Origin of the sequence: Streptomyces sp. NPDC059850 (assembly GCF_042731515.1) — a bacterium.
Taxonomy (GTDB): Bacteria; Actinomycetota; Actinomycetes; order Streptomycetales; family Streptomycetaceae; genus Streptomyces.
The window spans coordinates 39638-66509 of record NZ_JBHWJI010000015.1; the positions used below are offsets into that span (position 1 = coordinate 39638).

The 26872-nt window shown below is 72.1% G+C and carries 17 protein-coding genes and 1 tRNA gene; 12 read left to right on the forward strand and 6 right to left on the reverse strand.

Annotated features, from left to right (window positions below):
• Positions 1-970 precede the first annotated feature (970 nt).
• From ACFV9T_RS14695 to ACFV9T_RS14740, 10 genes are all read left to right on the forward strand, one after another.
• Positions 971-3409: a PQQ-dependent sugar dehydrogenase gene (locus tag ACFV9T_RS14695; protein WP_385439994.1), complete on the forward strand. Its 2439-nt coding sequence runs from the start codon at positions 971-973 to the stop codon at positions 3407-3409.
• Positions 3410-3482: 73 nt separating this feature from the next.
• The gene (locus tag ACFV9T_RS14700; protein ID WP_385439996.1) at positions 3483-4814 is read left to right on the forward strand and encodes a ThuA domain-containing protein; all 1332 of its coding nucleotides are present in this window, start codon (positions 3483-3485) and stop codon (positions 4812-4814) included.
• A 413-nt stretch (positions 4815-5227) separates the two neighbouring features.
• The gene (locus ACFV9T_RS14705; protein ID WP_385440197.1) at positions 5228-6346 is read left to right on the forward strand and encodes an inositol-3-phosphate synthase; all 1119 of its coding nucleotides are present in this window, start codon (positions 5228-5230) and stop codon (positions 6344-6346) included.
• Positions 6343-7587, forward strand: coding sequence for an SCO3242 family prenyltransferase (locus ACFV9T_RS14710; protein WP_385439998.1), 1245 nt, complete (start codon positions 6343-6345; stop codon positions 7585-7587). Before ACFV9T_RS14705 ends, ACFV9T_RS14710 begins: the two co-directional genes overlap by 4 nt.
• Entirely contained in the window at positions 7584-8474 is an 891-nt protein-coding gene (locus ACFV9T_RS14715; protein ID WP_385440000.1) for a sugar phosphate isomerase/epimerase family protein, read from the forward strand. The genes ACFV9T_RS14710 and ACFV9T_RS14715 overlap by 4 nt, the downstream gene beginning before the upstream one ends.
• Positions 8468-9079: an EboA domain-containing protein gene (locus tag ACFV9T_RS14720; protein WP_385440002.1), complete on the forward strand. Its 612-nt coding sequence runs from the start codon at positions 8468-8470 to the stop codon at positions 9077-9079. Before ACFV9T_RS14715 ends, ACFV9T_RS14720 begins: the two co-directional genes overlap by 7 nt.
• The gene (locus ACFV9T_RS14725) at positions 9079-9978 is read left to right on the forward strand and encodes a TatD family hydrolase (protein ID WP_385440004.1); all 900 of its coding nucleotides are present in this window, start codon (positions 9079-9081) and stop codon (positions 9976-9978) included. Before ACFV9T_RS14720 ends, ACFV9T_RS14725 begins: the two co-directional genes overlap by 1 nt.
• Before the next feature lie 4 nt (positions 9979-9982).
• Complete coding sequence (gene eboE, locus ACFV9T_RS14730) at positions 9983-11167, forward strand: metabolite traffic protein EboE (RefSeq protein WP_385440006.1); 1185 nt, start codon at positions 9983-9985, stop codon at positions 11165-11167.
• Positions 11164-12558 (forward strand): alkaline phosphatase family protein, encoded by a 1395-nt coding sequence (locus tag ACFV9T_RS14735; RefSeq protein WP_385440009.1) that lies wholly within the window; start codon positions 11164-11166, stop codon positions 12556-12558. Before eboE ends, ACFV9T_RS14735 begins: the two co-directional genes overlap by 4 nt.
• 23 nt (positions 12559-12581) lie before the next feature.
• On the forward strand, positions 12582-13592 hold the full coding sequence (locus ACFV9T_RS14740; RefSeq protein ID WP_385440012.1) for a sugar phosphate isomerase/epimerase family protein: 1011 nt from the start codon (positions 12582-12584) through the stop codon (positions 13590-13592).
• Positions 13593-13608: 16 nt separating this feature from the next.
• On the opposite strand, the gene ACFV9T_RS14745 is transcribed toward ACFV9T_RS14740, so the two are convergent.
• The 4 genes from ACFV9T_RS14745 to ACFV9T_RS14760 are packed head-to-tail and all read right to left on the reverse strand — an operon-like array spanning position 13609 to position 20093.
• Positions 13609-15000, reverse strand: a complete 1392-nt coding sequence (locus ACFV9T_RS14745) for an OFA family MFS transporter (RefSeq protein ID WP_385440014.1) — start codon at positions 14998-15000, stop codon at positions 13609-13611.
• A 27-nt stretch (positions 15001-15027) separates the two neighbouring features.
• The gene (locus ACFV9T_RS14750) at positions 15028-17166 is read right to left on the reverse strand and encodes an acetate--CoA ligase family protein (RefSeq protein WP_385440015.1); all 2139 of its coding nucleotides are present in this window, start codon (positions 17164-17166) and stop codon (positions 15028-15030) included.
• A gap of 2 nt (positions 17167-17168) precedes the next feature.
• Positions 17169-18395, reverse strand: coding sequence for a formyl-CoA transferase (gene frc / locus ACFV9T_RS14755; RefSeq protein ID WP_385440017.1), 1227 nt, complete (start codon positions 18393-18395; stop codon positions 17169-17171).
• A 15-nt stretch (positions 18396-18410) separates the two neighbouring features.
• On the reverse strand, positions 18411-20093 hold the full coding sequence (locus tag ACFV9T_RS14760; protein ID WP_385440019.1) for a thiamine pyrophosphate-binding protein: 1683 nt from the start codon (positions 20091-20093) through the stop codon (positions 18411-18413).
• Between the two features lie 301 nt (positions 20094-20394).
• Between ACFV9T_RS14760 and ACFV9T_RS14765 the strand changes: the two genes are divergently transcribed.
• Together ACFV9T_RS14765 and ACFV9T_RS14770 are read left to right on the forward strand one after the other, a co-directional pair.
• The gene (locus ACFV9T_RS14765; protein WP_385440021.1) at positions 20395-21387 is read left to right on the forward strand and encodes a hypothetical protein; all 993 of its coding nucleotides are present in this window, start codon (positions 20395-20397) and stop codon (positions 21385-21387) included.
• Positions 21388-21647: 260 nt separating this feature from the next.
• A tRNA-Leu gene (locus tag ACFV9T_RS14770) sits at positions 21648-21732 on the forward strand.
• Between the two features lie 274 nt (positions 21733-22006).
• Here ACFV9T_RS14770 and ACFV9T_RS14775 read toward each other — a convergent pair.
• Positions 22007-24718 carry a hypothetical protein gene (locus tag ACFV9T_RS14775; protein ID WP_385440024.1) on the reverse strand — a complete coding sequence of 904 codons (2712 nt, stop codon included), beginning with the start codon at positions 24716-24718 and terminating at the stop codon, positions 22007-22009.
• Positions 24715-26142 (reverse strand): SWIM zinc finger family protein, encoded by a 1428-nt coding sequence (locus tag ACFV9T_RS14780; protein WP_385440198.1) that lies wholly within the window; start codon positions 26140-26142, stop codon positions 24715-24717. Before ACFV9T_RS14780 ends, ACFV9T_RS14775 begins: the two co-directional genes overlap by 4 nt.
• Between the last annotated feature and the right edge of the window lie 730 nt (positions 26143-26872).

A 26872-nucleotide genomic window follows, 5' to 3' on the forward strand; every position in this document is an offset into this window, starting at 1 on the left:
CCCTTTCCGGAACTGGGGGCAAGCCCCCAGGCCCTGGACCGTCTGGGGCTCGCCCTGGCGGGGCGGTGCAAGGGGCGTGGTGGCTGGGCGTGGCGTTATTCCCTATCCCGCCCCTTTCCGGAACTGGGGGCAAGCCCCCAGGCCCTGGACCGTCTGGGGCTCGCCCTGGCGGGGCGGTGCAAGGGGCGTGGTGGCTGGGCGTGGCGTCATTCCCCACCCCGCCCCTTCCCGAACCTGGGCCCCCCGGCCCGGATGGGGCCATCCCCCAAGCCCGGGCCCCGGGCACAGCCCCACCCCGTCCGGGGCGCGGGTCCGGCAGGGCACAGCGGGCGGCGCCGCGCCCGCTGCGCCTGCCCGCTGGGGCGGATGGCTCGGGGGCTTGCTCCCGGTGTCGGGGAGGGCCGGGCGCCGCGTTGGCCCGTCTTGCCATCGCAGCGTGCCCGCCGGGTCGGGGGCCTGGGGGCTTGCCTCCAGTTCGGGAAGGGGCGGGGTGGGGAACAAGCCGTGCCGAGCCCTCGCCGCCACGTCGCGCCCGTCGCGCCGACCGGGCCGAGGCCGGGGGGCGGGCGCTCCCGGTTTCGGGAACGGCGGGGCGGGGGGAGTGGTGCCGCGCGCCCGCTGCGCCTGCCCCCGCCGGGGCGGGGCGGGGGAATGACGCCGCGTCGGGGCACCGCCCCGCCTGGCCGGGGTCTGGGGGCCTGCCCCCAGTTTCGGGAAGGGGCGGGGTGGGGGAAAACGCGGCGCCGTCCACCCCATCCGCTTTGTCCTCCCCGCGGACCAAGCCAACCCACCCCGTGTCAAAGGGGTTTCCGAACCGGACAAACCCCGCTACCGTCCTTGAGATGTACCGGTCACATGGGGCCCCTCACCCCGAACCGGTCATCGAACGGCGCGACGGCGCGCGCCTGTGCCAGGTCGGGTGGTCAACGGCCCCCCGTCCGTACACCCCCTCTTTTCCCGGAGGATCAGCGTGCACAGGAAACGGCATGGACTGCGCGGCTCCCTCGCGCTCCTCACGAGCGCGCTGCTCGTGGGCACGGGGCTCGCGTTCACCGCATCACCGCCCGCGGAAGCGGAACAGGCGGACGAGAAATTTCAGCAGGTCACGCTCGCCAAGGGCGCGGCCGAGACCGGTGAGCCCATGTCGCTCGCCGTGCTCCCCGACCGCTCGGTGCTGCACACCTCCCGCGACGGCACCCTCCGCCTGACCGACGCGGGCGGCGACACCAAGGTGTCCGGCAAGCTCCCGGTCTACTCGCACGACGAGGAAGGGCTCCAGGGCGTCGGCATCGACCCCGGCTTCCAGGAGAACCGCGCCATCTACCTCTACTACGCACCCCCGCTGGACACCCCGGCGGGCGACGCCCCCGAAGAGGGCACGGCGGCCGACTTCGCCAAGTTCGACGGCGTCAACCGCCTCTCCCGCTTCACCCTCAACACCGACGGCACCCTGAACACCACCAGCGAGAAGAAGATCCTCGACGTCCCCGCCTCCCGTGGCACCTGTTGCCACGTCGGCGGCGACATCGACTTCGACGCGGCGGGCAACCTCTACCTCTCGACCGGCGACGACACCAACCCGTTCGCCTCCGACGGCTTCACCCCCATCGACGAGCGCCCGAACCGCAACCCCGCCTACGACGCCCGCCGTTCCGCGGGCAACACCAACGACCTGCGCGGCAAGATCCTCCGTATCAAGGTGGCCGCGGACGGCTCGTACACCGTCCCGGACGGCAACCTCTTCGCGCCCGGCACCGACAAGACCCGTCCCGAGATCTACGCGATGGGCTTCCGCAACCCCTTCCGGATGAGTGTCGACAAGCCGACCGGCACGCTGTACGTAGGCGACTACGGACCGGACGCGGGCGCCGCCGACCCCAACCGAGGACCGGCGGGCATGGTGGAGTTCGCGCGCGTCACCAAGCCGGGCAACTTCGGCTGGCCGTACTGCGTCGGCGACAACAAGCCGTACCGCGACTACGACTTCGCCACCGGCACCTCCGGCCCGGCCTTCGACTGCGCCGCGCCGCAGAACACCTCGCCGTACAACACCGGCCTGAGCGAGCTGCCGCCCGCCCAGCCCGCCTGGATCCCGTACGACGACGGCTCGGTCCCCGAGTTCGGCACCGGCTCCGAGTCGCCTATGAGCGGCGCGGTCTACCGCTACGACGCCGCGCTCGACTCGCCGGTCAAGTTCCCCGAAAGCTACGACGGGGACTTCTTCGCGACCGAGTTCGGCCGTCAGTGGATCAAGCGCATCGAGCAGGGCGCCGACGGCACCGTCGAGAAGATCAACGACTTCCCGTGGACCGGCACCCAGGTCATGGACTCCGCCTTCGGCCCGGACGGCGCGCTGTACGTCCTCGACTACGGGCTGAACTGGTTCGGCGGCGACGAACACTCCGCCCTCTACCGCATCGAGAACGCCACCGACGGATACTCCCCGGTCGCCGAGGCCGCCGCCGACCGTACGTCCGGCAAGGCGCCCATGAAGGTCGCGTTCACCTCGGCGGGCACCGCCGACGCCGACGGCGACACCCTCACGTACCGCTGGGACTTCGGTGACGGCCACACCGCCACCACCCCCAACCCCTCCCACCGGTACTCCAAGAACGGCACCTACACCGCCACCGTCACCGCCACCGACCCCTCCGGCCGCAGCGGCAGCGCCAGCGTGCACCTCACGGTCGGCAACACCGCCCCCAAGGTGACGCTGCAACTCCCGGGCGATGGCCAGCTGTTCACCTTCGGCGACGAGGTGCCGTTCAAGGTGAAGGTGACCGACCCCGAGGACCGGAAGATCGACTGCGCCAAGGTCAAGGTCACCCATGTCCTCGGCCACGACAGCCACGGCCATCCCATCACATCGGCCACCGGCTGCTCCGGAACGCTCAAGACCAGCGCCGACAGTGAGCACGACCCCAACGCCAACATCTTCGGGGTCTTCGACGCCGAGTACACCGACAACGGCGGGGGCGGCCAGCCGTCGCTGACCACCCACGACCAGAACGTCGTCCAGCCCCGGCACCGCCAGGCCGAGCACTACGACGACTCCAAGGGCGTCACGGTCGTCAACCACACCCCGGCCAACGGCGGCAAGACGGTCGGCGACATCGACAACGGCGACTGGATCGCCTTCACCCCGTATCTCCTCGGCAACGCCAAGGACTTCACCGCACGCGTCTCCTCCGCGGGCGCGGGCGGCACGCTCGAAGTGCGCGCCGGGTCCGCGACCGGGCGGCTGCTGGGCCGGGCCACCGTGCCGGTGACCGGCGACTGGGAGACGTTCCAGGACGTCAAGACGACGCTGCGCAAGCCCCCGACTCGTACCACCACGCTCTACCTCGTCTTCAAGGGCGGTGCGGGAGCGCTGTACGACGTGGACGACTTCACCATCGGCACCGGCTGACAGCCCGTGGCCCAAGGGCCGGTCGTCCGCCCTTGGGCCACGGTTCCGCACCCGGAGGAAGGAGTACCCGGCCATGCCCGCTCTGTTCCGTACATCCGCCGTGGCCGCACTGCTGCTGGCCGCCACGGCCCTGCCCCCGGCGGCCTCCGCCACGCCGTCGCCGCCGGGCGACCGCGTCCTGGTCTTCTCCAAAACGGCCGCCTACCGCCACGACGCGATCCCCGACGGCATCGCCGCCATCCGGGAACTCGGCGCGCAGCACGGCTTCGCCGTCGACGCCACCGAGGACGCCACCGCCTTCACCCGCGCCAACCTGGCCCGCTACGACGCCGTTGTCTTCCTCTCCACCACCGGCGACGTCCTCGACGCCGCGCAGCAGACCGCCTTCGAGCGCTACATCCGCGCGGGCGGCGGATACGCCGGGGTGCACGCGGCCGCCGACACCGAGTACGACTGGGCGTTCTACGGCGGCCTCGTCGGCGCGTACTTCCAGACCCACCCCGCCATCCAGCAGGCCACGGTCGCGGTCGAGGACCGCGCCCACCCGGCCACCGCGCACCTGGGCGCGCAGTGGCAGCGCACCGACGAGTGGTACGACTACCGCAGCAACCCGCGCGAGCGCGCCCACATCCTCGCCACCCTCGACGAATCGTCCTACGAGGGCGGAGCGATGGGCGAGGACCACCCCATCGCCTGGTGCCAGGACTACCGAGGTGGCCGCGCCTTCTACACCGGCCTCGGCCACACCAAGGAGTCCTACGCCGACCCCGCCTTCCGGCAGCACCTCCTCGGCGGCATCCGCTACGCCACGGGCGCTCTGCGGGCCGACTGCCGCCCGGAGCACGGCTACCGGCCGCTGTTCGACGGCACGTCGGTGGCGGGCTGGAAACAGGCGGGCCCGGGCTCCTTCACCCACGACCCGGCGAACGGCACCCTCACCTCGGCGGGCGGCATGGGCCTGTTCTGGCACGAGGCGCGGGAGCTGCGGTCGTATTCGCTGAAGCTGGACTGGCGGATGGCCGGACCCGCCGGGGACGACAACTCGGGTGTCTTCGTGGGCTTCCCCGCCTCCGACGACCCCTGGTCGGCGGTCGACCGGGGCTACGAGATCCAGATCGACGCGACGGACACCCCCGACCGCACCACCGGCGCGATATACGGCTTCCACTCCGCCGACCTGGAGAAACGGGACGCGGCCCTGAACCCACCGGGCGAGTGGAACACGTACGAGATCCGGGTACGCGGCGAACGCCTCCAGGTCTGGCTGAACGGCGTACGCATCAACCACTTCACCAACCACGACCCGGCCCGCAGCCTGCGCCGAGGCCACGTCGGCATCCAGAACCACGGGGACGGCGACGAGGTCGCGTTCCGCAACATCCGTGTCAAGGAACTGCCGTCCTGACGGACGGCCGCCCGATGGCCCGAGGGGAGCCGCCGGGCGGCTTCAGGCGGCGGGGAGGAGTACGCCGCCTCCTCCCCGCCGCCCCACGCCCCCAACAACGGGACGGTCCCCCGCAACACCCCACAACCCACGCCAGCCCCCTGCCCTCCCGCCGCAGCAACGCCCCGACCCCCGTCCGCCCCAACCACCGCACCGCCACACACGACCTCTGCCCGCCCTCCGCAACCACAGCACCCGCACCAACGCACGGCACCCGTACCCGCACGGGTCACCACCGTCACCGCGTACCCGCACAGCCGTCACCCGGGAGGCAGCCAGTGACCACCGGCCCCGACACCACCCACCGCCACCGCCACCTCGACACCCACCTCACCGGCACTCCGGGCGGGAGGCTTCGCACCGGTGTTTGGCTCATCGGCGCGCGTGGTTCGGTCGCCACCACCGCCATCGCCGGGTGTGCCGCCGTCGCGGCGGGGTTGCAGCCCGCGACCGGGATGGTGACCGAGACCGCGCCGTTCACAGACAGCGACAGCGACAGCGGCAGCGGCACCGGCTGTGGCCTGCCCGCGCTCGGCGACCTCGTGTTCGGTGGCCACGACACCGCCACCACCCCGCTCCTCAAGCGCGCCGAGGCGCTGGCCGCCGAAGGGGTGTTGCCGTACGGTCTGCCCGACGCCGTACGCGCCGAGCTGACCGCCGCCGACGACGCGATCCGCCCCGGCGGCCCGCAACCCGGGGACACCCGCGGCGACGACGAGCTGGTCGCCGCCTTCGCCGACGACCTCGACGACTTCCTCCGTACGCACTGCCTCGCCCGCGCCGTCGTCGTCAACGTCGCCTCCACCGAACCCGCCCCCACCGAAGCCACCCCCGGGAACCGGCTGCCGCCCAGCTCCCTCTACGCCACCGCTGCCCTCCGCGCCGGGTGTCCGTACGTCAACTTCACCCCCTCCACCGGCCTGCACCACCCCCGGCTGCGCGCCGAAGCGGCCCGCGCCGGACTGCCGTACGCGGGCCGCGACGGCAAGACGGGGCAGACGTTGCTGCGGTCCGTCCTCGCGCCGATGTTCGCGCAGCGGGCCCTGCCCGTACGGGCGTGGTCCGGCACCAATCTGCTGGGCGGCGGCGACGGCGCCGCGCTCGCCGACCCCGCCGCCGCGGCGGCGAAGAACGCGGGCAAGGCGCGGGTCCTCGCCGACACCCTCGGCGAACTCCCGGACGGCGAACTGCACATCGACAACGTGCCCGCGCTCGGCGACTGGAAGACGGCGTGGGATCACGTAGCGTTCGAGGGCTTCCTCGGCTCCCGTATGGTCCTGCAGACGATCTGGCAGGGCTGCGACTCGGCCCTCGCCGCGCCCCTCGTCCTCGACCTGGCCCGCCTCGCGGCCCGCGCCCACGAGGCCGGTCTCACCGGGCCGCTCACCGAACTCGGCTTCTACTTCAAGGACCCGGACGGCGGCCCGTCCGCCCTCGCCGACCAGTACGCGGCCCTGACCGGCTTCGCGGCCCGCCTGCGGGAGCACTCATGACATCGGCGCGGGGACGGGCACGCGCCTGGGCCGAACTGCTGCGGATATCCGCCGTGTTCACCGTCCCCGGGGACGCCCTCGCGGGCGCGGCGGCCACGCGGACCGCCCCGAACCGTGGCACCGCGCTCGCCGTGGGCGCGTCGGTGTGCCTGTACGAGGCGGGCATGGCGCTCAACGACTGGGCGGACCGCGACATCGACGCCGTCGAACGCCCCGCCCGCCCGCTGCCGTCGGGCCGGATCACCCCGGCCGCAGCCCTCACCGCAGCGAGCACTCTGACCGGGGCGGGGCTGGTGTGCGCGGCACTCGCGGGCCGCCGGACGCTCGTCACGGCTACGGCCCTGGCGGGCACGGTGTGGGCGTACGACCTGGGGCTGAAGAACACCCCGGCGGGCCCGTACGCGATGGCCACGGCCCGCTCCCTGGACCTCCTCCTCGGCGCGACGGCCACCCACGCCCCGTCCGGCCGCCAGGCGGTAGCCCCGGCGGCCCTCCTGGGCGCGCACACGCTGGCCGTGACGGGGGTCTCCCGCCACGAGACGACCGGCGGCTCGTCGAAGGCCCCTCTGGCGGCCCTGGCCACGGCCGCGACGATCGCCTGGGCAGCCACAAAAGCCCCCACCCGCCCCCCAGCCACCCACGACCCAAGGGCCACCAACCCGGCCACGGCACCGCCAGCTTCCGCCTCGTCGAACCACGCCACCCCGGGCGCCGCCCCCACAGCCGGTAGCGGCGCCGCCCTCGCAGCCAGCAGCCTCCCGGCGTCCAGCGGTGGGCAGCTCGGCAGCCGTCGGCCCCGGTGGGCGTCGCCCATGGCCCGCGCCGTGGCGGCCATCGGCCCACGGCCGGGCGCCGATCCCACGGCAGTCCGCCCGAGGCCCGGCCCGGCCGGGGTGCTTGCCCGGCGAGCCGTCGCCCCCATAGTCAGCCGCGCCCCGGCGGCCCCCGGGGGGCTGGCCGCCAGGCCACGGCGGGGCGTGCCACTCACCCCGCAACCCGCCCACCGCCTCGCCGCCGCGCTCGCCGCCGCCTACCTCGCCACCGCAGCCCGCCCGCTCGCGCACGCCGCGCTCAACCCGTCCCCCTATCTCCTCCAACGCGCCGTCGGCGGCGGCATTCGGGCGATGATTCCGCTTCAGGCGGCGCTGGTCTCGCGCGCGGGGGCGGGGCGGGTCGGGGTGGGGCTCCTGCTGTTGATGCCCGTCGCGCGGCGACTGTCCAGAAAGGTCAGCCCGACATGACCACCCCGACACCGGCCGCCGCCGCCCTCCGCTTCGCCTACGGGACCAACGGGCTCACCGACCTCCGGCTCGACGATGCCCTCACCCTGCTCGCCGACCTCGGCTACGACGGGGTGTCGCTCACGCTCGACCACATGCACCTCGACCCCCTCGCACCGGATCTCGCGGCGCGGACCCAACGGGTCGGGCGGCGGTTGGCTCGGCTGGGGCTGACCGTCGCCGTCGAGACCGGGGCGCGGTACGTGCTCGACCCGGGCCGCAAGCATCACCCGACGCTGCTCGACCCCGACTCCGAGGCCCGCGCCGCGCGCGTGGGGCTGCTCCTGCGGGCCGTGCGGGTGGGCGCGGAGCTGGGGGCGCACGCGGTGCACTGTTTCAGCGGGGTGCGGCCGCCGGGGACGGACGAGGACGCCGCGTGGCAGCGGCTGGCCGACGCCCTGCAACCGGTGCTGGAGGCCGCCGCGTCCGTGGGCGTTCCGCTGGCCGTCGAGCCCGAGCCGGGGCATCTGCTGGGCGATCTGGCCGGGTTCCACCGGCTCCGCGAGACGCTCGGCGACCCGCCCGCCCTCGGGCTGACGCTCGACGTCGGCCACTGCCAGTGCCTGGAGCCGCAGTCGCCCGCCGACTGCGTCCGGGCGGCCGCGCCGTGGATCCGGCATGTGCAGATCGAGGACATGCGGCGCGGTGTGCACGAGCATCTGCCGTTCGGGGAGGGCGAGATGGACGTCCCGCCGGTGCTGGAGGCGCTGCACGCCGTCGACTACCAGGGCCTGGTCGGCGTCGAGCTGCCCCGCCATTCGCACGCCGGACCCGCACTGGCCCGCTCCTCCCTGGCGTACCTCAAGGCGGCGGAGGACGTAGCGGTCAGGGGAGGCGTCGCGTGCTGATCGCCGACCTGCGCGCGACCGTACGCGACCAACTGCACGGCGACGCGGCCACCTGGCTGGACCGCGCCCTCGCCGAGGCGGCGACGGCGACCAGCAACCACTGGGAGGCGGATTTCGCCGCCGCGGCCCGCCACTGCCGCCGCGGCGGTCACGGCGAACTCGCCGACGCCACCCGCGTCCTGCTCCTCCACGCGGCCCGCCCCGACGTGCCCACGCTCACCCGCCTCTACACGCGCGGGACGGCCGCCGAGCGCCGGGCGGTCCTGCTCGCGCTGGCCCATATCGAAGACGTAGGCCCGGCCGCCCTCCCCCTCATCGAGGACGCCCTGCGCACCAACGACACCCGCCTGGTGGCCGCCGCCGTCGGCCCGTACGCGGCTCGCCACCTCGGCGCGCACGGCTGGCGGCAGGCCGTACTGAAGTGCCTGTTCACCGGGGTACCGCTGGACGCCATCGCCGAGTGGCCCGCCCGCGCCAAGGGCGACGCCGAGCTGGCCCGCATGCTGACCGACTACGCCCACGAGCGCACCGCCGCCGGGCGGGACGTGCCCGCCGATCTCCGACGTGTCCTAGCGCTGGCGCACACCACCCCCGAGGAGCCCTGATGCGCATCTTCGACCCGCACATCCACATGACCTCCCGCACCACGGACGACTACGAGGCCATGTACGCCGCGGGCGTGCGCGCCCTCGTAGAGCCGTCCTTCTGGCTCGGTCAGCCCCGCACCTCACCCGCCAGCTTCTACGACTACTTCGACGCCCTCCTCGGCTGGGAACCCTTCCGCGCCGCACAGCACGGCATCGCCCACCACTGCACGCTCGCCCTCAACCCCAAGGAGGCCAACGACCCCCGCTGCCTCCCCGTCCTGGACGAACTGCCGCGCTATCTCGTGAAGGACGGCGTGGTCGCCGTAGGCGAGATCGGCTATGACGCGATGACCCCCGCCGAGGACACCGCACTCGCCGCGCAGCTCCAGCTCGCCGCCGACCACGGGCTGCCCGCCCTCGTGCACACCCCGCACCGCGACAAGGCCGCGGGCCTCGCCCGCACGCTCGACGTCGTCCACGAATCCGCCCTCCCCACCGACCGCGTCCTGCTCGACCACCTCAACGAGACCACCGTAAAGGCCGCCACCGACAGCGGCTGCTGGCTCGGCTTCTCGATCTACCCGGACACCAAGATGGACCCGGACCGCATGGTGCGCGTCCTGCACGAGTACGAAGCCGAAAAGCACCGCATCCTGGTGAACTCAGCCGCCGACTGGGGCCGCAGCGACCCGCTGAAGACACGCCACGTGGGGGAGGCGATGCTCGCGGCGGGCTTCACCGAGGACGACGTCGACCAGGTGCTGTGGCGCAACCCGGTGGCGTTCTACGGGCTCAGCGGGCGACTCGATCTCGACCTCGACGTCGAGACGACCACACCCCAAGCCACCCACGAGGGGAACTCCATCCTCCGCGGCGCCCCGGTGACCACAGCGGTACCGAAGACAGAAGGCCGGTGACCCCATGCGCTTCCGCCACCCCGACGGCTCCACCGTCCACCTGGCCTACTGCACCAACGTCCACCCCGCCGAAGACCTCGACGGCGTCGTGGACCAGCTCCGCCACCACTGCGAGCCGGTACGCCGCCGCCTCGGCCGCGACCGCCTCGGCATCGGCCTGTGGCTGGCCCGCGACGCCGCCCGCACCCTGACCGCCGACCCGGCCGCCCTCCGCCGCCTGCGCACCGAACTCGACCGGCGCGGCCTGGAGGTCGTCACCCTCAATGGCTTCCCGTACGAGGGGTTCGGCGCGCAGGAGGTCAAGTACCGCGTGTACCGCCCGGACTGGACGGAGGCCGAGCGGCTGACGCACACCGGCCACCTGGCCCGGCTGCTGGCCGCGCTGCTCCCGGACGACGTCACCGAGGGCAGTGTCTCGACGCTCCCGCTCGCCTGGCGCACCCCGTTCGACCCCGACCGGCGGCGGGCCGCGCTCGGCCACCTCACCACCCTCGCCACGCGCCTCGACGCGCTGCAGGACCTCACCGGCCGTTCGATCCGCGTCGGTCTGGAACCCGAGCCGGGCTGCACCGTCGAGACCACCGCCCAGGCCATCGACGCGCTCACCGCGCTCCCCGACGGTCCGCCCCGCCGCCGTATCGGCCTGTGCCTGGACACCTGCCACCTCGCCACGCAGTTCGAGGATCCGCACACCGCCACGGAAGCCCTCACCGAGGCCGACGTCCCCATCGTCAAGGCGCAGCTCTCGGCCGCCCTGCACGCCGAGGAGCCGCACCGCCCCGCCGTACGGACCGCCCTGGCCGCGTTCGCCGAGCCGCGCTTCCTCCACCAGACCCGCACCCGCACCTCGGCGGACGGCGTACGCGGTACCGACGACCTCGACCAGGCCCTCGCACCGGGCGGGCTCGACACCACCGCGCCCTGGCGCTCCCACTTCCACGTGCCGCTGCACGCCCCGCCCGAGCCGCCGCTCACCTCCACCCTCCCCGTCCTCACCGACACCCTCGCCCACCTGGTCGGCGGCCCGGCGCCGCTCACCCGCCACCTGGAGGTCGAGACGTACACCTGGCAGGCGCTGCCGCCCGAGCTGCGGCCCCGCAACCGCGACCGGCTGGCCGACGGCATCGCCGCCGAACTCGCCCTGGCCCGCGACCTGTTGACCGACCTCGGCCTCAAGGAGCTGCCGTGAGCGCCCCGGGTAGGCCAACCCCCCTCCTCGTCCTCGACGTCGTCGGCCTCACCCCCCGCCTCCTCGCCCATATGCCCCGGCTGCGCGCCCTGGCCGACTCCGGTTCGTACGCCCCGCTCGGCACCGTGCTGCCCGCCGTCACCTGCGCCGCCCAGTCGACGTTCCTCACCGGTACGACCCCCGCCGAACACGGCATCGTCGGCAACGGCTGGTACTTCCGCGAACAGGGCGACGTCCTGCTGTGGCGCCAGCACAACGGCCTGGTCGGCGGCGACAAGCTGTGGGACGCGGCCCGCCGCGCCCACCCCGGCTATACGGTCGCCAACATCTGCTGGTGGTACGCGATGGGCGCGGACACCGACATCACCGTCACCCCGCGCCCCGTCTACTACGCCGACGGCCGCAAGGAGCCCGACTGCTACACCCGGCCGCCCGCCCTGCACGACGAACTCACCGCCGCCCACGGCACGTTCCCCCTGTTCCACTTCTGGGGCCCCGGCGCCGATCTGGTCTCCTCCCAATGGATCATCGACGCGACCCGCCACATCCTGCGCCACCACCCCACCGACCTCACCCTCACCTACCTCCCTCACCTCGACTACGACCTCCAGCGCTACGGCCCCGACGACCCCCGTTCCCACGCCGCCGCGGCCGCGCTCGACACCGCCCTCGGCCCGCTGCTCGCCGACGCGCGGGCCCGGGGCCACACCGTCGTGGCGCTGTCCGAGTACGGCATCACCCGCGTGTCCCGTCCGGTGGACATCAACCGGGCGCTGCGCCGGGCCGGGCTGCTGGAGGTGCACACCCAGGACGGCATGGAGTACCTGGACCCTGGCTCCTCCCGCGCGTTCGCCGTCGCCGACCACCAGCTCGCCCACGTCTACGTACGCCGCGCCGAGGACCTGGCGGCCACCCGGGCCGCCCTCGACGGCCTGCCCGGCCTCGCCGAACTCCTCGACGACGAGGCGAAGAAGGCGCACGGCCTGGACCACCCCCGCGCCGGGGAGCTGGTGGCGGTGGCCGAGCCGGACGCCTGGTTCACGTACTACTACTGGCTGGACGACGCCCGCGCGCCCGACTTCGCCCAGCTGGTGGACATCCACCGCAAGCCCGGCTACGACCCGGCCGAACTCTTCCTCGACCCGGTCGATCCGTACGTACGCGTCAAGGCGGCCACCGCGCTGGCCCGCAAGAAGCTCGGGATGCGCTACCGGATGGCCGTCGTCCCGCTCGATCCGTCCCCGGTGCGCGGCAGCCACGGACGGCTGCCGGAGCGGGACGAGGACGGTCCGGTGTTCCTCTGCTCCCAGCCGGACGCCGTACCCGGCCGGGTGGCCGCCACCGACGTCAAGTCCCTGCTCCTCCGCCTCGCCGGTCTCGAAAACGCCTGACCCAACCGACAGGAGACACGCACGTGACAAGCGCCCAGCACCCGGAACTCGCCGCCAGACTCCGCCGCCGCGGACTCCTCGGCGTCGCCGCCGGAGCCACCGCGGCCACCCTGCTCGGCACCACCACCGCGCACGCCACCGGCGGCGCCAGGGGCGGTCCGATCGTGCCGCGCGGCCACCTCGGCATCCAGCTCTACACCCTTCGCGACCAGGTGCAGTCCATCGGCTTCGCCCGCGTCTTCGAGCAGCTGGCCCGCTACGGCTACGACCAGGTGGAGTTCGCCGGATACACCCAGGGGTCGGCGGGCGCCATCACCCTCAAGCAGCTCAAGCGGCTGCTGCGCGACCACGGGCTGCGCGGCATCGGCAGCCACGTCGGCTACTACTCCGACGACCCGAACGCGTACACCTTCGCCACCAACCTCACCAAAGTGCTGGACGACGCCCAGGCCCTCGGCCTGCCGCACGTCGGCACCGCCTCCGGCCCCTGGCGGTACGGCACGACCGTCGACGGCTGGAAGCGCTGCGCGGAGGACTTCAACACCTACGGCGCGGCCGCGAAGGCGCGCGGGATGAAGTTCTACCAGCACAACCACGCCGAGGAGTTCTCCTTCGCCACCGACCGGCCGGACGTCCGCCTCTACGATGTGCTGCTGGCCGAGACCGACCCGGAGCTGGTCCATCTGGAGATGGACATCTACTGGGCGTACGTCGCCCAGCACCGCTTCGGCAAGCGCGCCGACGGCACCCCGGCGCCCTTCGAACCGCTCGACTACGTCCTGGCCGACCCGGACCGCTATCCGCTGTTCCACGTCAAGGACGGCGAGCGCGACGAAACCGTCCCCGACGGCTACCGCATGGTGGACGTCGGGGACGGTGACATCGACTACGTACGCTTCCTCGGCAAGGTCGGCAGGACCCACGGGGGGCGCCGGAACCACCACTGGATGGTCGAGCACGACGCCCCGGCCGACTCGCTCACCACCGCCCGCCGCTCCGCCCGCTATCTGCGCACCGGGCGCTGCGGCGACTGAGCACGCGGAGGACGGCTCACACCGCCTCGCGGCTGATCGGCCGCGGGTTCGGGGCGATGTCCCGGGCCCGTGGCCGCCCCGGCTGCCGCAGCAGCAGGGCGACCGCGGCGGCCAGCATGGAGATGCCCCCGGCGAGCGCGTACGCCCCGTCGTAGCCCCAGCCGTCGACCACCATCGAGCCGAGCCCGCCGCCGAACAGCCCGCTGATCAGCTTTCCGCTGTACACCAGGCCGTAGTTGGTGGCGTTGTAGTTCTCGCCGAAATAGTCCGGGGTGAGGGCCGCGAACATCGGATAGAAGGCGCCGCCGCCGAATCCCGAGAGGAAGGCGAAGAACAGGAACAGCCACTCACTGCGGATATTTCCCGCCCAGATCACCCCGAATTGCGCAAGACCCAGCACCACGATGACGAACACCAGGGTCGTCTTGCGCCCCCAGAAGTCCGAGAGCCACCCCACCAGTCCCCGGCCCACGCCGTTGATGACCGACATGATGCCCATCGAGGAGGCCGCGACCAGCGGGCCGAAGCCCACTTCCTTCGCGTAGTCGACCTGGAAGGAGATGCCGAAGATGGACACCCCCGCCGTCAGGACGAGTGAAAGCCACATCAGGGGCAGCACGCCCGTCCTGATGGCCTCCTTGGGGGTGTACTGACGCACCGCGGGTGGATTCTTCGCCAGGCTCTTCGCGCTCTTGGCGTTGCCGCCGAAGGTGAGCGGATCGATGTGCGCGGGCCACCAGTTCTTGGGCGGGTCCTTGAAGAACCAGCCGCAGAGCGCGACGGCGGCCAGCACATAGAAGCCGATGAGGTCCAGCACCTCGTTGTAATTTCCGGTGTCGAACCAGTAGTTGAAGATGAAGATGAAGGGCAGCGAGCCATACGCGAAGCCGCCGTTCACGAACCCCGTCTTCGCCCCGCGCCGCTCCGGGAACCACTTGCCCACCATGTTGATGCAGGTGGCGTAGACGAGCCCGGAGCCGAGCCCGCCGATGACGCCGAATCCGCAGATCGCGGCGAAGACGTCGTCCATGTGCGACAGCGCGAGGAATCCGATCAGGCAGAGCCCCGCCCCGATCAGCATCGCCCGGCGCGCGGTCAGAATGCCCTTCTCCCGCAGCCAGCCCGCCGGAAAGGCGATTCCGGCCTGGAAGAAGACCCAGACACTCAGAATCCAGAAGGTGTCGCTCTGGCTCCAGCCGTGGGCCTCCGACAGCGTGTCCTCCGCGGAGCCGTACGCGTACTCGGACACGCTGATGGCCATCATCGCGATCCACGGCAGATACACCATCAGCTTCCGGTTGAAGCCGAGAATGTCGCGGTCCGTCTCACCGACGCGATACACGCGCCCCTTGCTGTCCCGTATCTCCCGGAAAGCGACTAATCCCTCCGGTCGTTCCGCTGTGCTCATGTGCGTCCCCTTGGCTTCGGGTGCGGTTTACGTGAGCAGCCCCGCCGACCGGGCCCAGCGGTATTTCGCGCCGAGCACGGCCACCGGCTTTTCCGTGGTGTAGGGATAGGCGACGACGCCGCGCTCGTAGAGGTACTGGCACGCCTCCTCGACTTCGGTGTCACCCGCGAGCGAGGCCACCACCGGTTTCGCGATGCCGCGCTCCCGGAATTCCGCCACGACCCGCGCGGTCAGTTCGGCGAAGACCATGGGCGGGGTGACGATGGTGTGCCAGTAGCCGAGGACGAGCGCGTGGATGCGCGGATCCTCCAGACCCAGCCGGATCGTCGCCTCGTACGTGGCGGGCGGCTCGCCGCCCGTGATGTCCACCGGGTTCCCGGCCGCCCCGAACGGCGGGATGAAGCGGCGGAAGGCGGCGTCCAGATCCGGCGGGATCTCCATCAGCGACAGCCCGTTGTCCACGATGGCGTCCGACAGCAGCACCCCCGAGCCCCCGGCGCCGGTGATGACGACGACGTTGTCCCCCTGCGGCGTCGGCAGCACCGGCAGGCCCCGCGCGTACTCCAGCATCTCGTTCAGCCCCGGCGCCCGGATCACCCCGGCCTGCCGCAGGATGTCGTCGTACACCGCGTCGTCCCCGGCCAGCGCCCCGGTGTGCGACCCGGCGGCCCGCGCGCCCGCCGCCGTACGGCCCGCCTTCAGCACCACGACCGGCTTCCTCGGCACGGTCGCGCGCGCCGCCTCCACGAAGGCGCGGCCGTCCTTCAGGTCCTCCAGGTGCATCGCGATGCACTGGGTGTGGGGGTCCTCGCCGAACCAGGTGAGCAGATCGTCCTCGTCCACGTCCGACTTGTTGCCGAGCCCGACGATCGCCGAGACACCGGTCTTCGTCGTCCGCGCGAAACCGAGGATCGCCATCCCGATGCCACCGGACTGCGAGGTGAGCGCCACCGGCCCCTTGACGTCGTACGGGGTGCAGAACGTGGCGCACAGGTCCTGCCAGGTGGAGTAGTAGCCGTAGATGTTCGGCCCCAGCAGCCGCACGCCGTGCTCCTCGGCGATGGCCACGATCCGGTCCTGCAGCGCGTGTTCGCCGGTCTCGGCGAAGCCGGACGGGATCAGCACGGCGTTCGGGATGCCCTTGCGGCCGACCTCCTCCAGCGCGGCCGGTACGAACTTCGCGGGGATCGCGAAGACCGCCACGTCCACCTCGCCCGGCACGTCCGTCACCGACCGGTACGCCTTGCGGCCCAGGATGTCGTCGGCCTTCGGATTGACGGGGTGGATCTCGCCGGGGAAGCCGCCGTCGATGAGGTTGCGCATCACCGAATTTCCGATCTTGCCCGGCTCGTTGGAGGCGCCGATCACCGTCACCGAGCGCGGCCGCATCAGCCGCCCCATGGCGCTCAGGATCTCCTCGCGGGAGTAGCGGCGCCGAGCGGGCGGCGCGCCGTCGCCGAGCAGCAGCCGGACATCGGCGGCGAGCACTCCGCTCCCGGCCGCGAAGACCGGGTTGAGATCGACCTCGGCCACTTCGGGAAAGTCCGTGACCAGGTCGGAGACCCGCACGATCAGATCGGCCAGCGCGTCCCGGTCCACCGGCTCCCCGCCGCGCACCCCGCGCAGTACCTCGGCGGCCCGGATGCCGTCCAGCATCGACAGCGCGTCGTCCCGGCTCGCGGGGGCCAGCCGGAAGGTGATGTCCTTCAGCACCTCCACCAGCACCCCGCCGAGCCCGAACGCGACCACCTTCCCGAACGTCGGATCGGTGACCGCGCCGACGATCACCTCCTGCCCGCCGCCCGGAACCATCCGCTGCACCTGCACGCCCTGGACGCGCGCCGCCGGGTCGTACGCGCGGGCGTTCGTGACGATCGCCGTGTACGCGCCGCGCACCTCGGCCGCCGAGCCAAGACCGACCCGTACGCCGCCCGCGTCCGTCTTGTGCGAGATCTCCGGCGAGACGATCTTCAGCACGACCGGGAAGCCGATCCGGTCGGCGAGCTTCACCGCGTCGTCGGCGGACTCGGCCAGCCCCTCGGCGGGGGTCGGTATGCCGTACGCGTCGGTGATCCGCTTGCCCTCGGGCGCGGTCAGCGTGGTGCGCCCCTCGGCGCGCACGGCGTCCAGCACCGCCCGTACGGCGTCCGTGTCATACGTACTCACGGTCAGATCACCCCGTTCGTCTTGAGCAGCCGCACTTCCTCGTCGCCGAGCCCCAACTCGCCGTAGATCTCCGCGTTGTGCTCGCCCAGCAGCGGGGAGCGGTCGACCTGGACGGGGGAGTCGGAGAGCTTCAGCGGGGAGCCGACCGTGGTGAACGGGCCGCGCTCGGGATGGTCGACCCGGACAACCATCTCGTTGGCCGCCAGCGAGGTGTCCTCGACGATCTCCTTGGTGGACAGGATCGGCCCGCACGGGATGTTGTGGGCGTTCAGCTGCTCCAGCACCTCCCACTTGGGCAGCGTGCTGGACCACTCCTCGATCAGCTGGAACATCTTCCCGAGCTTCGGCAGCCGCACGTCCGGCGTCGCCCACTCCGGGTCCCCGGCCAGCTCCGGCCGCCCGATGAGCCGGGTGATCGGCCCCCAGCCGACCGGCTGCACGATCACGTACACGTAGTCGTTGGGGCCGCCCGGCGCGCACTTGACCGCCCAGCCGGGCTGACCGCCGCCGCTCGCGTTGCCGCTGCGCGGCACCTCGTCGCCGAAGCTGTCGTTCGGGTACTCGGCGAGCGGGCCGTGCGCCAGCCGCTGCTGGTCGCGCAGCTTGACCCGGCACAGATTGAGCACCGCGTGCTGCATCGCCACGTTCACCCGCTGGCCGCGCCCGGTGCGGGTGCGCTGGTAGAGCGCGGCCAGGATGCCCGCCACGCAGTGCACCCCGGTGCCCGAGTCGCCGATCTGCGCGCCGGTCGCCAGCGGCGGCCCGTCCTCGAAGCCGGTCGTGGACATCGACCCGCCCATGGCCTGCGCGACCACCTCGTACGCCTTGAACTGCGTGTACGGGCCCTCGCCGAACCCCTTGATCGACGCGTACACGATCCGCGGATTGATCTCCTGGACGCGCTCCCAGGTGAAGCCCATCCGGTCCACCGCGCCCGGTCCGAAGTTCTCCACCATGACGTCGCTGCGGCGGATCAGCTCGGTCAGGATCTCCTTGCCGCGCTCGGACTTGGTGTTGAGGGTGATGCTCCGCTTGTTGCAGTTGAGCATCGTGAAGTAGAGCGAGTCGACGTCCGGGATGTCGCGCAGCTGCCCCCGTGTGATGTCGCCGGTCGGGGACTCCAGCTTGATGACGTCCGCGCCGAGCCAGGCGAGCAGCTGGGTGGCGGACGGACCGGACTGTACGTGCGTCATGTCGAGGACGCGGACGCCCTCCAGAGCCTTGGTCATGGTTGGCGGGCCCCTCTACTTGTACATGGTCTGGTTCATCGTTCCGGGGGCGTACGCGTCCGGGTCGACCCAGACGTTGATGAGCGACGGCTTGCCGGACTCCCGGGCGCGGCGCAGCGCGGGCGCGATGTCGGCCGGGTCGCGGACCTCCTCGCCGTAGCCGCCGAGCATGCGCGCGAACTGGTCGTACGGAACGTCGCCGAGGGTGTTGCCGATCCGCTCGCGGGCGTCGCCGTACTTGGCCTTCTGGCCGTAACGGATCTGGTTCATCGACGAGTTGTTGCCGACGATGCCGACGAACGGCAGATCGAAGCGGACCAGCGTCTCGAAGTCCCAGCCGGTCAGCGAGAACGCGCCGTCACCGAAGAGCGCCACCACCTCCTTGTCGGGGCGGGCCTTCTTGGCGGCCATCACGAACGGAACCCCGACGCCGAGCGTCCCCAGCGGTCCCGGGTCCATCCAGTGGCCGGGCGTACGGGGCTGGACCACCTGCCCGGAGAACGTGACGATGTCGCCCCCATCGCCGATGTAGACCGAGTCCTCGGTCAGGAAGTCGTTGATCTCGCTGACCAGGCGGTACGGATGGATGGGGGAGGCGTCCGACCGCAACTGCGGCAGCCGCTTCTCCAGCGCCGTCTGCTCGGCGGCCCGCAGCTCGTCCAGCCACTCCTTGCGCTTGCGCGCCCCACCGTTGATCCGGCCGGAGGCCGCCTGGGTGACGGCTGACAGAATCTGATGACTGTCACCCACTATCCCGAGATCAATATCCCGATTCTTGCCGACCGTCCGGTAATCCAGGTCGATCTGAACCACCGTCGCATCGGGCGACAGCCGCTTCCCGTACCCCATCCGGAAGTCGAAGGGCGTGCCGACGATCACGATCAGGTCGGCGTTGGAGAACGCGTACCGGCGCGACAGCTGGAAGTGGTGCGGATCCCCGGGCGGCAGCGTGCCGCGCCCCGCGCCGTTCATGTACGCGGGCACGTTGAGCGTCCGCACCAGCTCGGTCGCGGCGTCGGTCGCCCGGCACGTCCACACCTGGCTCCCCAGCAGGATCGCCGGTTTCTCCGCGCGTACCAGTAGATCGGCCAGCCGCTCGACCGCCTCCGGATCGCCCGCGCTCCGCGTCGACGCCCGATACGCCCCCGCCTTCGGCACCCGCGCCTTCTCCACCGGCACCTTGGCGTCCAGCACATCGCGCGGAATCTCCAGGAACGACGGCCCCGGCGCCCCGTGGAAGCACTCCCGGAACGCCATCGAGACCATGTCCGCGGCCCGTGCCGTGTCCGGCACGGTGGCCGCGAACTTGGTGGTCGGCGCCATCATCTCCACGTGCGGAAGGTCCTGGAGGGACCCCATCTTGTGCTGCGTACGCGCCCCTTGCCCGCCGATCAGCAGCATGGGCGACTCGGCCCGGAAGGCATTGGCCACCCCGGTCACCGCGTCGGTGGTCCCCGGCCCGGCAGTGACCACCGCACACCCGGGCTTCCCGGTGATCCGCGCATGCCCATCGGCGGCATGCGCGGCCACCTGCTCATGGCGCACGTCGACGACATCGATGCCCTCGTCGACGCACCCGTCATAGATGTCGATGATGTGGCCGCCGCAGAGGGTGTAGATGACATCAACCCCCTCCGCCTTGAGCGCCTTGGCGACTAAGTGCCCGCCGGAGATGAGGTCCTGGCTGTCGTCGGGCATGGCGAATCGCGTCCCTTCGTAGGGGTCGGGTCTCGCGTGGATTGCATACAGTCGACGTTATCCTGTATGAAACCCGTTATCCCGCATCGGCCGAACGATGTCCAGGGGTCGTACATCAATCGTTCGACGACGCCGGGCAGGACCGAACAATGCCCGCCGTGTTACCTGCCGTTGGCCCCCGGTTCAGCTCTCGGCGCGAAGATCGGAGCGATTGCGGCCGTGGAGAACGCCGGGGCCGTCGGCGCGCGGCGCAGGCCGCGCGCATGGACGCGTGCCCGGCTGTGAACAGGAGGGACCGAGCGTGGTCAACAACCTGCGGTGGAGCGAGTTGCTCCCCTCCGTCGCCACGGACGTGTCGCCCTTCGTCAAGAGTCTCGGCAAGTTCCAGGACAGCCTGGGCCTCTACGGGGTGGGCACCGGTATCGCCGGTCTCGAAGGGCTGAACCGCATCATCCAGGAGACCCACGCCGCCTACACGGTCTGGATGCGCCCCGATCAGGAGCACGTCAAGCCGAGCCTCCCGAGGTTCGCCTTCGGAGTTCTCAACGTGGCGGGCTACGGGATCTACGGCGCCGGCGCCGGGGGAGTCCTCGGCCGGTACGCCACCGGCGGCGGCCTGCTGCTCGTCACCGCCTCCAACGTCATGAAGCAGCACTTCCTGCCGGAGGAGGAGACGCACCGCCGGCGCGACCCGATCCTCCCGCTGCACCGGAGCGACGTCGCGGCGGACATGCGGCCCGCCGCCGGTGGCGTACCGGACCCGGGTGACGTGGCCCGGTACGCGGCGCTGTCCCCCGCGACGCCCACGGCGGCACCGGGTCCGGACGACCGCTGGCTCATGGCCGGTGGCCTGGAGAGCGGCACGCTGCGGCGGCGGGTGCCCTCCGGGGCACCCGGCCACGCACCCACCCCGCCGACCGGAGCACCAGTCACCGGCGCTCTGCCGCCCCCGGCGGTACGCCCGGGCACGGGGACCCCGGTCGGCGCGCCCGCCGTTCACCGTGCGAACGGTGCCGGGACGGAACCGCGACCCGCTGCGGGCGACGCCCCGCCCCAGGCGCCTGCCGCCGCGTCCGGCGTGCTGCCCGCTCCAGGCGCCGTGAACCCCGTGGCGGCGGCCGCTGCGGCCTGCCTGCCGCAGCGGGGCAGGTCCCATTCGCTGCCGAATCTCAATCCGGCGCCGCAGGCGGACACCGCGGCGCCGCGCCGGGGCAGCACCGGCTCGACCGTTCCCGCCGCCGCGTACCCGGTGACCTCCTCCCGAGCCAACGGCGCACGCCGCCGGTCCCGTTAGGCCGTTGCGCGCGGGCACTCCGGCCGCACGGGCAATCCCGCGATCCGGGGCCCCGCGCCCCTGTCCGGCCGAGATCGCCCCCGCCCGCGCACCCTCCGGCGCCCATCGCTCACCCTCGGTGACACCCCGCCCTCACTCCGTCCGCCCCGCGTCACCGCAGGTCGGAGCGGGGGCGGGCCCCGCGCATACGCGGGTGAAACGCACTCCGAATCCTTGGTATCGTTATCCATGTCGCCGCGGGGAACCGCGGGGCACACCTGGTCCGGGTGGCGGAATGGCAGACGCGCTAGCTTGAGGTGCTAGTGCCCTTTATCGGGCGTGGGGGTTCAAGTCCCCCCTCGGACACGTACCAAATCCCTACGGTTGCTCGTCGACCGTGGGGACTTTTTGTTGTTCGGGTCGAGCGTGACCTCGGCATGTACCGTCGCTTGGGCCGGGACGTAAGTGAGTCGGATGCCCAGCTGCCGGTAGATCTCGGCTTTGTCTTCGGGCTCGGCCTGCTGGATGACGGCGGCCAGGTCGCTGAGGGACCGGACGACTGCTGCCGGAACGCCGTCCGGACCGCCGCGAGGACTCCGCCCGGGCCGGATCTGCCATCCGGTCCGGTACGCCCCGCCGCTCAGCCCAGTACGTCGCGCAGCAGCCTCGCGTTCTTCACTGCCTGGCTCGATCCAGTGCGCGCAGCCGCCGCTGTGACCTCGGGTATCTCCCCCCTCGCCGCGCAGCGCGAGGCGCAGTCCACGCCGAGGGCGAGCAGGGCTCCGGCGCCCCGGACCATGGGGTCGTGCAGCAGATGGGGCAGTGCGGCTTCGAGTACGGACCAGACGGTGGCGTATGCGCCGGTCTCGGCCGCCGTGCGCAGGGCGCCGGTCACCCGGTTCGCCTCGATCGACGTGGTGCGCAGCATCTCGGCCAGCTGTCGCCCGAGGAGGCCGGTGTCGAGCTGGCCCCGTGCGGCGAGCACCAGGAGTGCGTCCACGGTCGCGTCGCGTTCACCCTGCCGTTCATAGGAGAGCGTATTCACCAGTGCCAGGTGTAGCGCGAATCCCGCCGGGCCGCCGGACTCCGCGGCGTACGGCAGCGCGTGGGCCCAGCCCCGGTCGGAACCGTAGCGCCACCTGAAGTAGTCGCGGGCCAGCACGGTTTCACGGTGGTGGGGCAGCTGGGCCAGCCAGAATGGGACCATCGGTTCCATGATGCCCTTGTTGTACTCGTACGGCCCGAGCAGTGCGGCGGCGGCCGGGAGGAGCGGGGGACCGGTGGCCGGCTCGGGTCCCAGATGGCTTACCAAGTCGTTCGGATGGCGGTCCGGGCAGGCGTCGGGCCAGCCCGCCGGCACCGGGTCCGGGTGCGGCAGGCCGCCTTCGCGCAGCCACTGTGTCAGCCGGTGCCCGGCCTCGGACGTGAGTTCCCCGGCCGCTTCCAGCACCTTCTCGTCCACCGTCGGGGTGACGCGCAGCAGCGCCTGGGCCAGGTCGACCGGCGCCGGTGCGACACCGAGCCCGTCGAGAGCCGAGATCCGCCGTACGAGCGCGGCGGCGTCCAGCGCTCCGGTGGCATCGGTCGGCACGGCCAGCAGGAACGGCTGCGCGCCGGCCTCGATGATGTCGATCGCCTCGGCGAGACGAGCGGCCAGCAGAGCGCCGGCCGGCGAGAACGGGAAGTCCTGGCCGAGACAGGCGGTGATGCCGTGGTCCCTCGGCTTGTCGCCCCGCAGCGCCGCGGCCACGTCATAGACGTCGGACTGACCGGCGTCGTCGCGGTCTCGGGGCTGCTTGCGCATGACCGGCTTCAGCGCCTCGGCCAGCGCGGCCCGGTCGAGGTGGGCGTGGCGGACCAGCCCGTCCAGAACCCGTTCGAACACCACCACGTCCTTGTCGTTCGCGACCACCGCCGCGAGCTCCTCGGCGACCTCGACGGCCGTCCCGATGGGGTCCGGCACCGGGCGCGGCTCGGGCACGGTGGGCAGTGTGTCGGTGTACTGGCCGGCGAGCGGGTCCGGTCCGACGCCGAACAGGCCGGCGGCGCGGGCCGCGAGACCGGGATTGATCCGGGCGGCGGCCGTGCGCAGCTCGGGCAGTACGGAGTCGCCCGCGGCCCCGATGTGCCGGGCTACCACGTCGAGGGCGCGCTCCTGTAGGTCGATGTCCCGGTGCTCGAAGGCGGTCGCCGCGTCGAGCACGGTGCGGCCGGCGCGCGTGGGGTCCCGGCGGGCCGCGCGGTCGAGCCGGGTGAGCTGGGTGCGGACGAGCTTCTTCTCCGGGCGGAGCAGGAGGCGTTCGCACATCTCGGTGAGCACGTCGGGCTCCAGCAGACCGGCCTCGTCCATAGCGTTCAGGGCCTCCTGGGCGTAGGCGGCCACCGGTGACGACAGGTCGAGCAGCGTCACGAGGTCCCTGAGGAAGGGCGCGTTCTCGGCCGGGGTGAGGGCGAGCGCCCGCAGGTAGGCGAGTGGCTGCGCGGTCTCCACCCGGGTGCCGTCCTGGAGCAGCGCCGTGCGCAGGGGCTCGGCGAGCGCGAGGCGTTCGCGGGCCACCGAGGCGTGTTCCTCCGGGGTGAGGGCGAGTTCCTTCAGCGAGAGGGCCACGTCCTGGCTTTCGTTGTCGACGGTCAGGCTGGTGAATACGTGCCGGATCAGCGCGGCGCGGTCGACCAGTCCCTCAGCGCTGAGCGTGATGAACACGCCCAGCCTGTCCTCTTCCATCATGTCCGGCAGGCCGCGCGTCATCTCGAATGAGATCAATCCGAGGTAGACCCCCGGCCGTTCCGCGGCCAGCGGGAGGAACTTCGGCGACAGGCCGTCCGCACGCAGCCGGTCCAGGAGGGTGGTGCCCGGGCGTCTCCCGCTCCGCAGGTGCGCGGGCTGTTCAGGGTAGTGGCGGCTGCTCAGCCAGCCGTTGATGAACCAGTCGGTGGTCGGAACCGGACAGCCTGTGTCATGGACCAGGTGTTCCGCCAGGTCGAATCCGGCTGCGTGCCCCGGCGCATTCTCGGCGATCCGTGCGGCCAGTTCGGCCCGCCAGGTGACGGAGTGGAGGTTCACCACGTCGACCATCCAGGCGCTCCTGAGGGGCAGCACGAGCGCGGCCGAGTCGTTCTCGTCCCGCAGGATCCACTCGGCCGCGCTCGCGGGATCGGTCCGGCAGCCGAGTTCGGCGGCGAGCTGGGCGGCCTTCTCCTCCTCGGGGCGGCGATACCAGCCGTCCCGCAGCAGTTCGCGTCTGGCCTCCAAGGCCTCGGTCTGTGCCGCGCGCTCGTCCGGCGTCAGGGCACCGAGTTCCCGGAGCACCCCCTCGACGTCGCATGCCTCCGCGAGTTCGACCAGGCTCATCGTGCCATCTCCGATCGTGTCGAATCCGTCGTCGCTCCGGCGTCCGCATGCGGGAGCACGGCCGCATCCGTGGCCGTGTCGCGTGCCATGCCCACCGCGAGCACGTGCTTGCAAGGGCCGCGACCGCCCCGGTACTTGGCCCACCAGAAGCAGGTACAGCTCAGCTGTCCCGACGCTTCGTCGGAGCGGACCACATGGGCGTCGTCGCCCTGCCCGACCCGGGCGAGCGGGCCGTCAAACCGCACCGCTCCGTCCGCGACGAGTGCCCGCGCACCCCGCAGCCGGGGGTTACGGGTCTCCGCGGCGCCCGCGCTGTACGGGAGGTGGCGGTGGAAGTACGCCTCCTCGGTGAGGTCGTAGCCGATCTGGCCGGACGTTCCCAACATGGTCAACGCGGCCCGCACCCGATGGGCGGGCAGACCGGACTGTCCGGACAGCTCGGCGACGTCGATCCTCGGCTCCCAGGCCAGCAGCTCGGCGACCTGCTCCGCGTCCGCCGCCTGCCCGGTGGCGAGGTCGTGGAGGACACCGCCCTCGCCGGAAAAGCCGCGTGAGGCACTAGAGGAGAGCATCAACGTCAGCCGCATGCCCGGCAGTTCGACCTCCCAGGCGACAGCGGCGGCCCCATCCGCGGCGGGTAGGGCGGTCGGCGCGTACACCCGTACGGTCGTCGCGTGCCGCAGTACCGTCTGTAGGGTCAGCAGCCGCTCGGGGCCCGGCAGGCACACGGCACCCGGCGCCGGCCTGCTCGTAGGCCGCAGGGTGCGGCCCGCGGGCACCACCCAGCGGGTCGTGCGGGCACCGGACCGGCCGGTGGGCCGGGGCAGCGACCGCAGCAGGGCGGCCGCCTCCGCGGCGGGCACTTCGGCCCGCGGGGCGAAGCCCGCCGCGAGCACGTGCGCCTCGGCGAAGCCGCGCAGCCAGCGCTCCGGCAGCGGGACCTTCTTCTCGACGAACGCACCGTCGAAGGTCCTGACCGTCAGTTCCTCGGGTCCGACGGCCAGATGGAGCGGATCGAGCCCGCCGATGCCCGCCAGTGCTCGTCGCAGCGGCGGGTTCACGTCCACGTTCGTGGTGCCGCGGCCGACGTCGTCACCGTCCAGGCCCGGCGCGAGGACGTCGAGCCGGGCGTAGACACCGCAGCAGCCGGAGAACGACTCCAGCCGCAGCCGGTCGCCGTCGGCCGTCACCACCGGGTCGAGCGAGGCCCCTCCGGTCGACCGGTAGTAGCGGGCGGCGGCCACGTCGGCGACCGCGAGGAGCGCCGTCGCCGCGGCGGCCGGCGCGGTCAGGAAGCCGCTGAAAAAGTGGGGGTTGGCTGCCTCTCCCGCCGGGGTAGCACCGCCGGACGTCTCCAGTGCGAGACTGCGCCCGGTCGCGGAGTCGTGCACCGCGGACGGACGTAAGTACGAGTAGGTCTGCATGAGTTGGCTCACATTCATACGCTACGACCGAGGGCTGACAACGAGCCGCGGGGGCGGCCCCGATCGTCTCGGGAGCGGCTGCCCCACCGATCGTCGCTCCTCGGCAAGGACGGCCTCGCTCAGGCAGGAAGCCCTGCCGCGGTGGCAGCGGCTATCGCGGCCGCGCCGTGAGTGGTAGAACGGACGATCACTTGGCTGGGACGGTGCCGCCGTCCGTCGAAGGACTACGAGTGCCCGCGTGTGTGTTCGGAGAACGCCATCTGCCTCACCATGGCCTTGCTCCTCGTGCGACGCCTCGCAGGAACGATCCGCTGACCAGCTTTTCAGACGCCCTCTAAGCTTGTGCTTCATCTTCCGGTCCGTGATCGTTCCTTGATCTCCTGGAGCGTCCTGGCGACCGGTACGGCCCCCCCCAACCACGGCAGCGAACGTCTACGCCGTGGGTGCCTCGCTCTTCATCAGCGCAACCGGACGGCGTTTCCCGGAGTCGTGGGTGTGCCGCACTGGGGTGGGCGGCCGGGCGTTCTCCGGGGCGCATATGGGGACGAGAGGGGATGGCCTCACTTGACCCTCTTGGGCTGATGCTTCTGTAGTTTGTGAGGACCGCTCTGACTCTCCGTGGTGTTACTACGCGCACTCCCGGAGGCCGGTGGCTGAGCCTTCAGAGCCTCGCGGCCCTGTATGTCCAGCAGGTGGCTGGGCGGTACGGGGGCTCTCCTCGGGTTCTCGA

Excerpts from the sequence above, each read along its gene's own strand:
- ACFV9T_RS14700 (WP_385439996.1), top strand. The coding sequence starts at position 3,483 with ATGCCCGCTCTGTTCCGTACATCCGCCGTGGCCGCACTGCTGCTGGCC.
- ACFV9T_RS14710 (WP_385439998.1), top strand. The coding sequence starts at position 6,343 with ATGACATCGGCGCGGGGACGGGCACGCGCCTGGGCCGAACTGCTGCGG.
- ACFV9T_RS14715 (WP_385440000.1), top strand. The coding sequence starts at position 7,584 with ATGACCACCCCGACACCGGCCGCCGCCGCCCTCCGCTTCGCCTACGGG.
- ACFV9T_RS14725 (WP_385440004.1), top strand. The coding sequence starts at position 9,079 with ATGCGCATCTTCGACCCGCACATCCACATGACCTCCCGCACCACGGAC.
- eboE (WP_385440006.1), top strand. The coding sequence starts at position 9,983 with ATGCGCTTCCGCCACCCCGACGGCTCCACCGTCCACCTGGCCTACTGC.
- ACFV9T_RS14745 (WP_385440014.1), bottom strand. The coding sequence starts at position 15,000 with ATGAGCACAGCGGAACGACCGGAGGGATTAGTCGCTTTCCGGGAGATA.
- frc (WP_385440017.1), bottom strand. The coding sequence starts at position 18,395 with ATGACCAAGGCTCTGGAGGGCGTCCGCGTCCTCGACATGACGCACGTA.
- ACFV9T_RS14760 (WP_385440019.1), bottom strand. The coding sequence starts at position 20,093 with ATGCCCGACGACAGCCAGGACCTCATCTCCGGCGGGCACTTAGTCGCC.
- ACFV9T_RS14775 (WP_385440024.1), bottom strand. The coding sequence starts at position 24,718 with ATGAGCCTGGTCGAACTCGCGGAGGCATGCGACGTCGAGGGGGTGCTC.
- ACFV9T_RS14780 (WP_385440198.1), bottom strand. The coding sequence starts at position 26,142 with ATGCAGACCTACTCGTACTTACGTCCGTCCGCGGTGCACGACTCCGCG.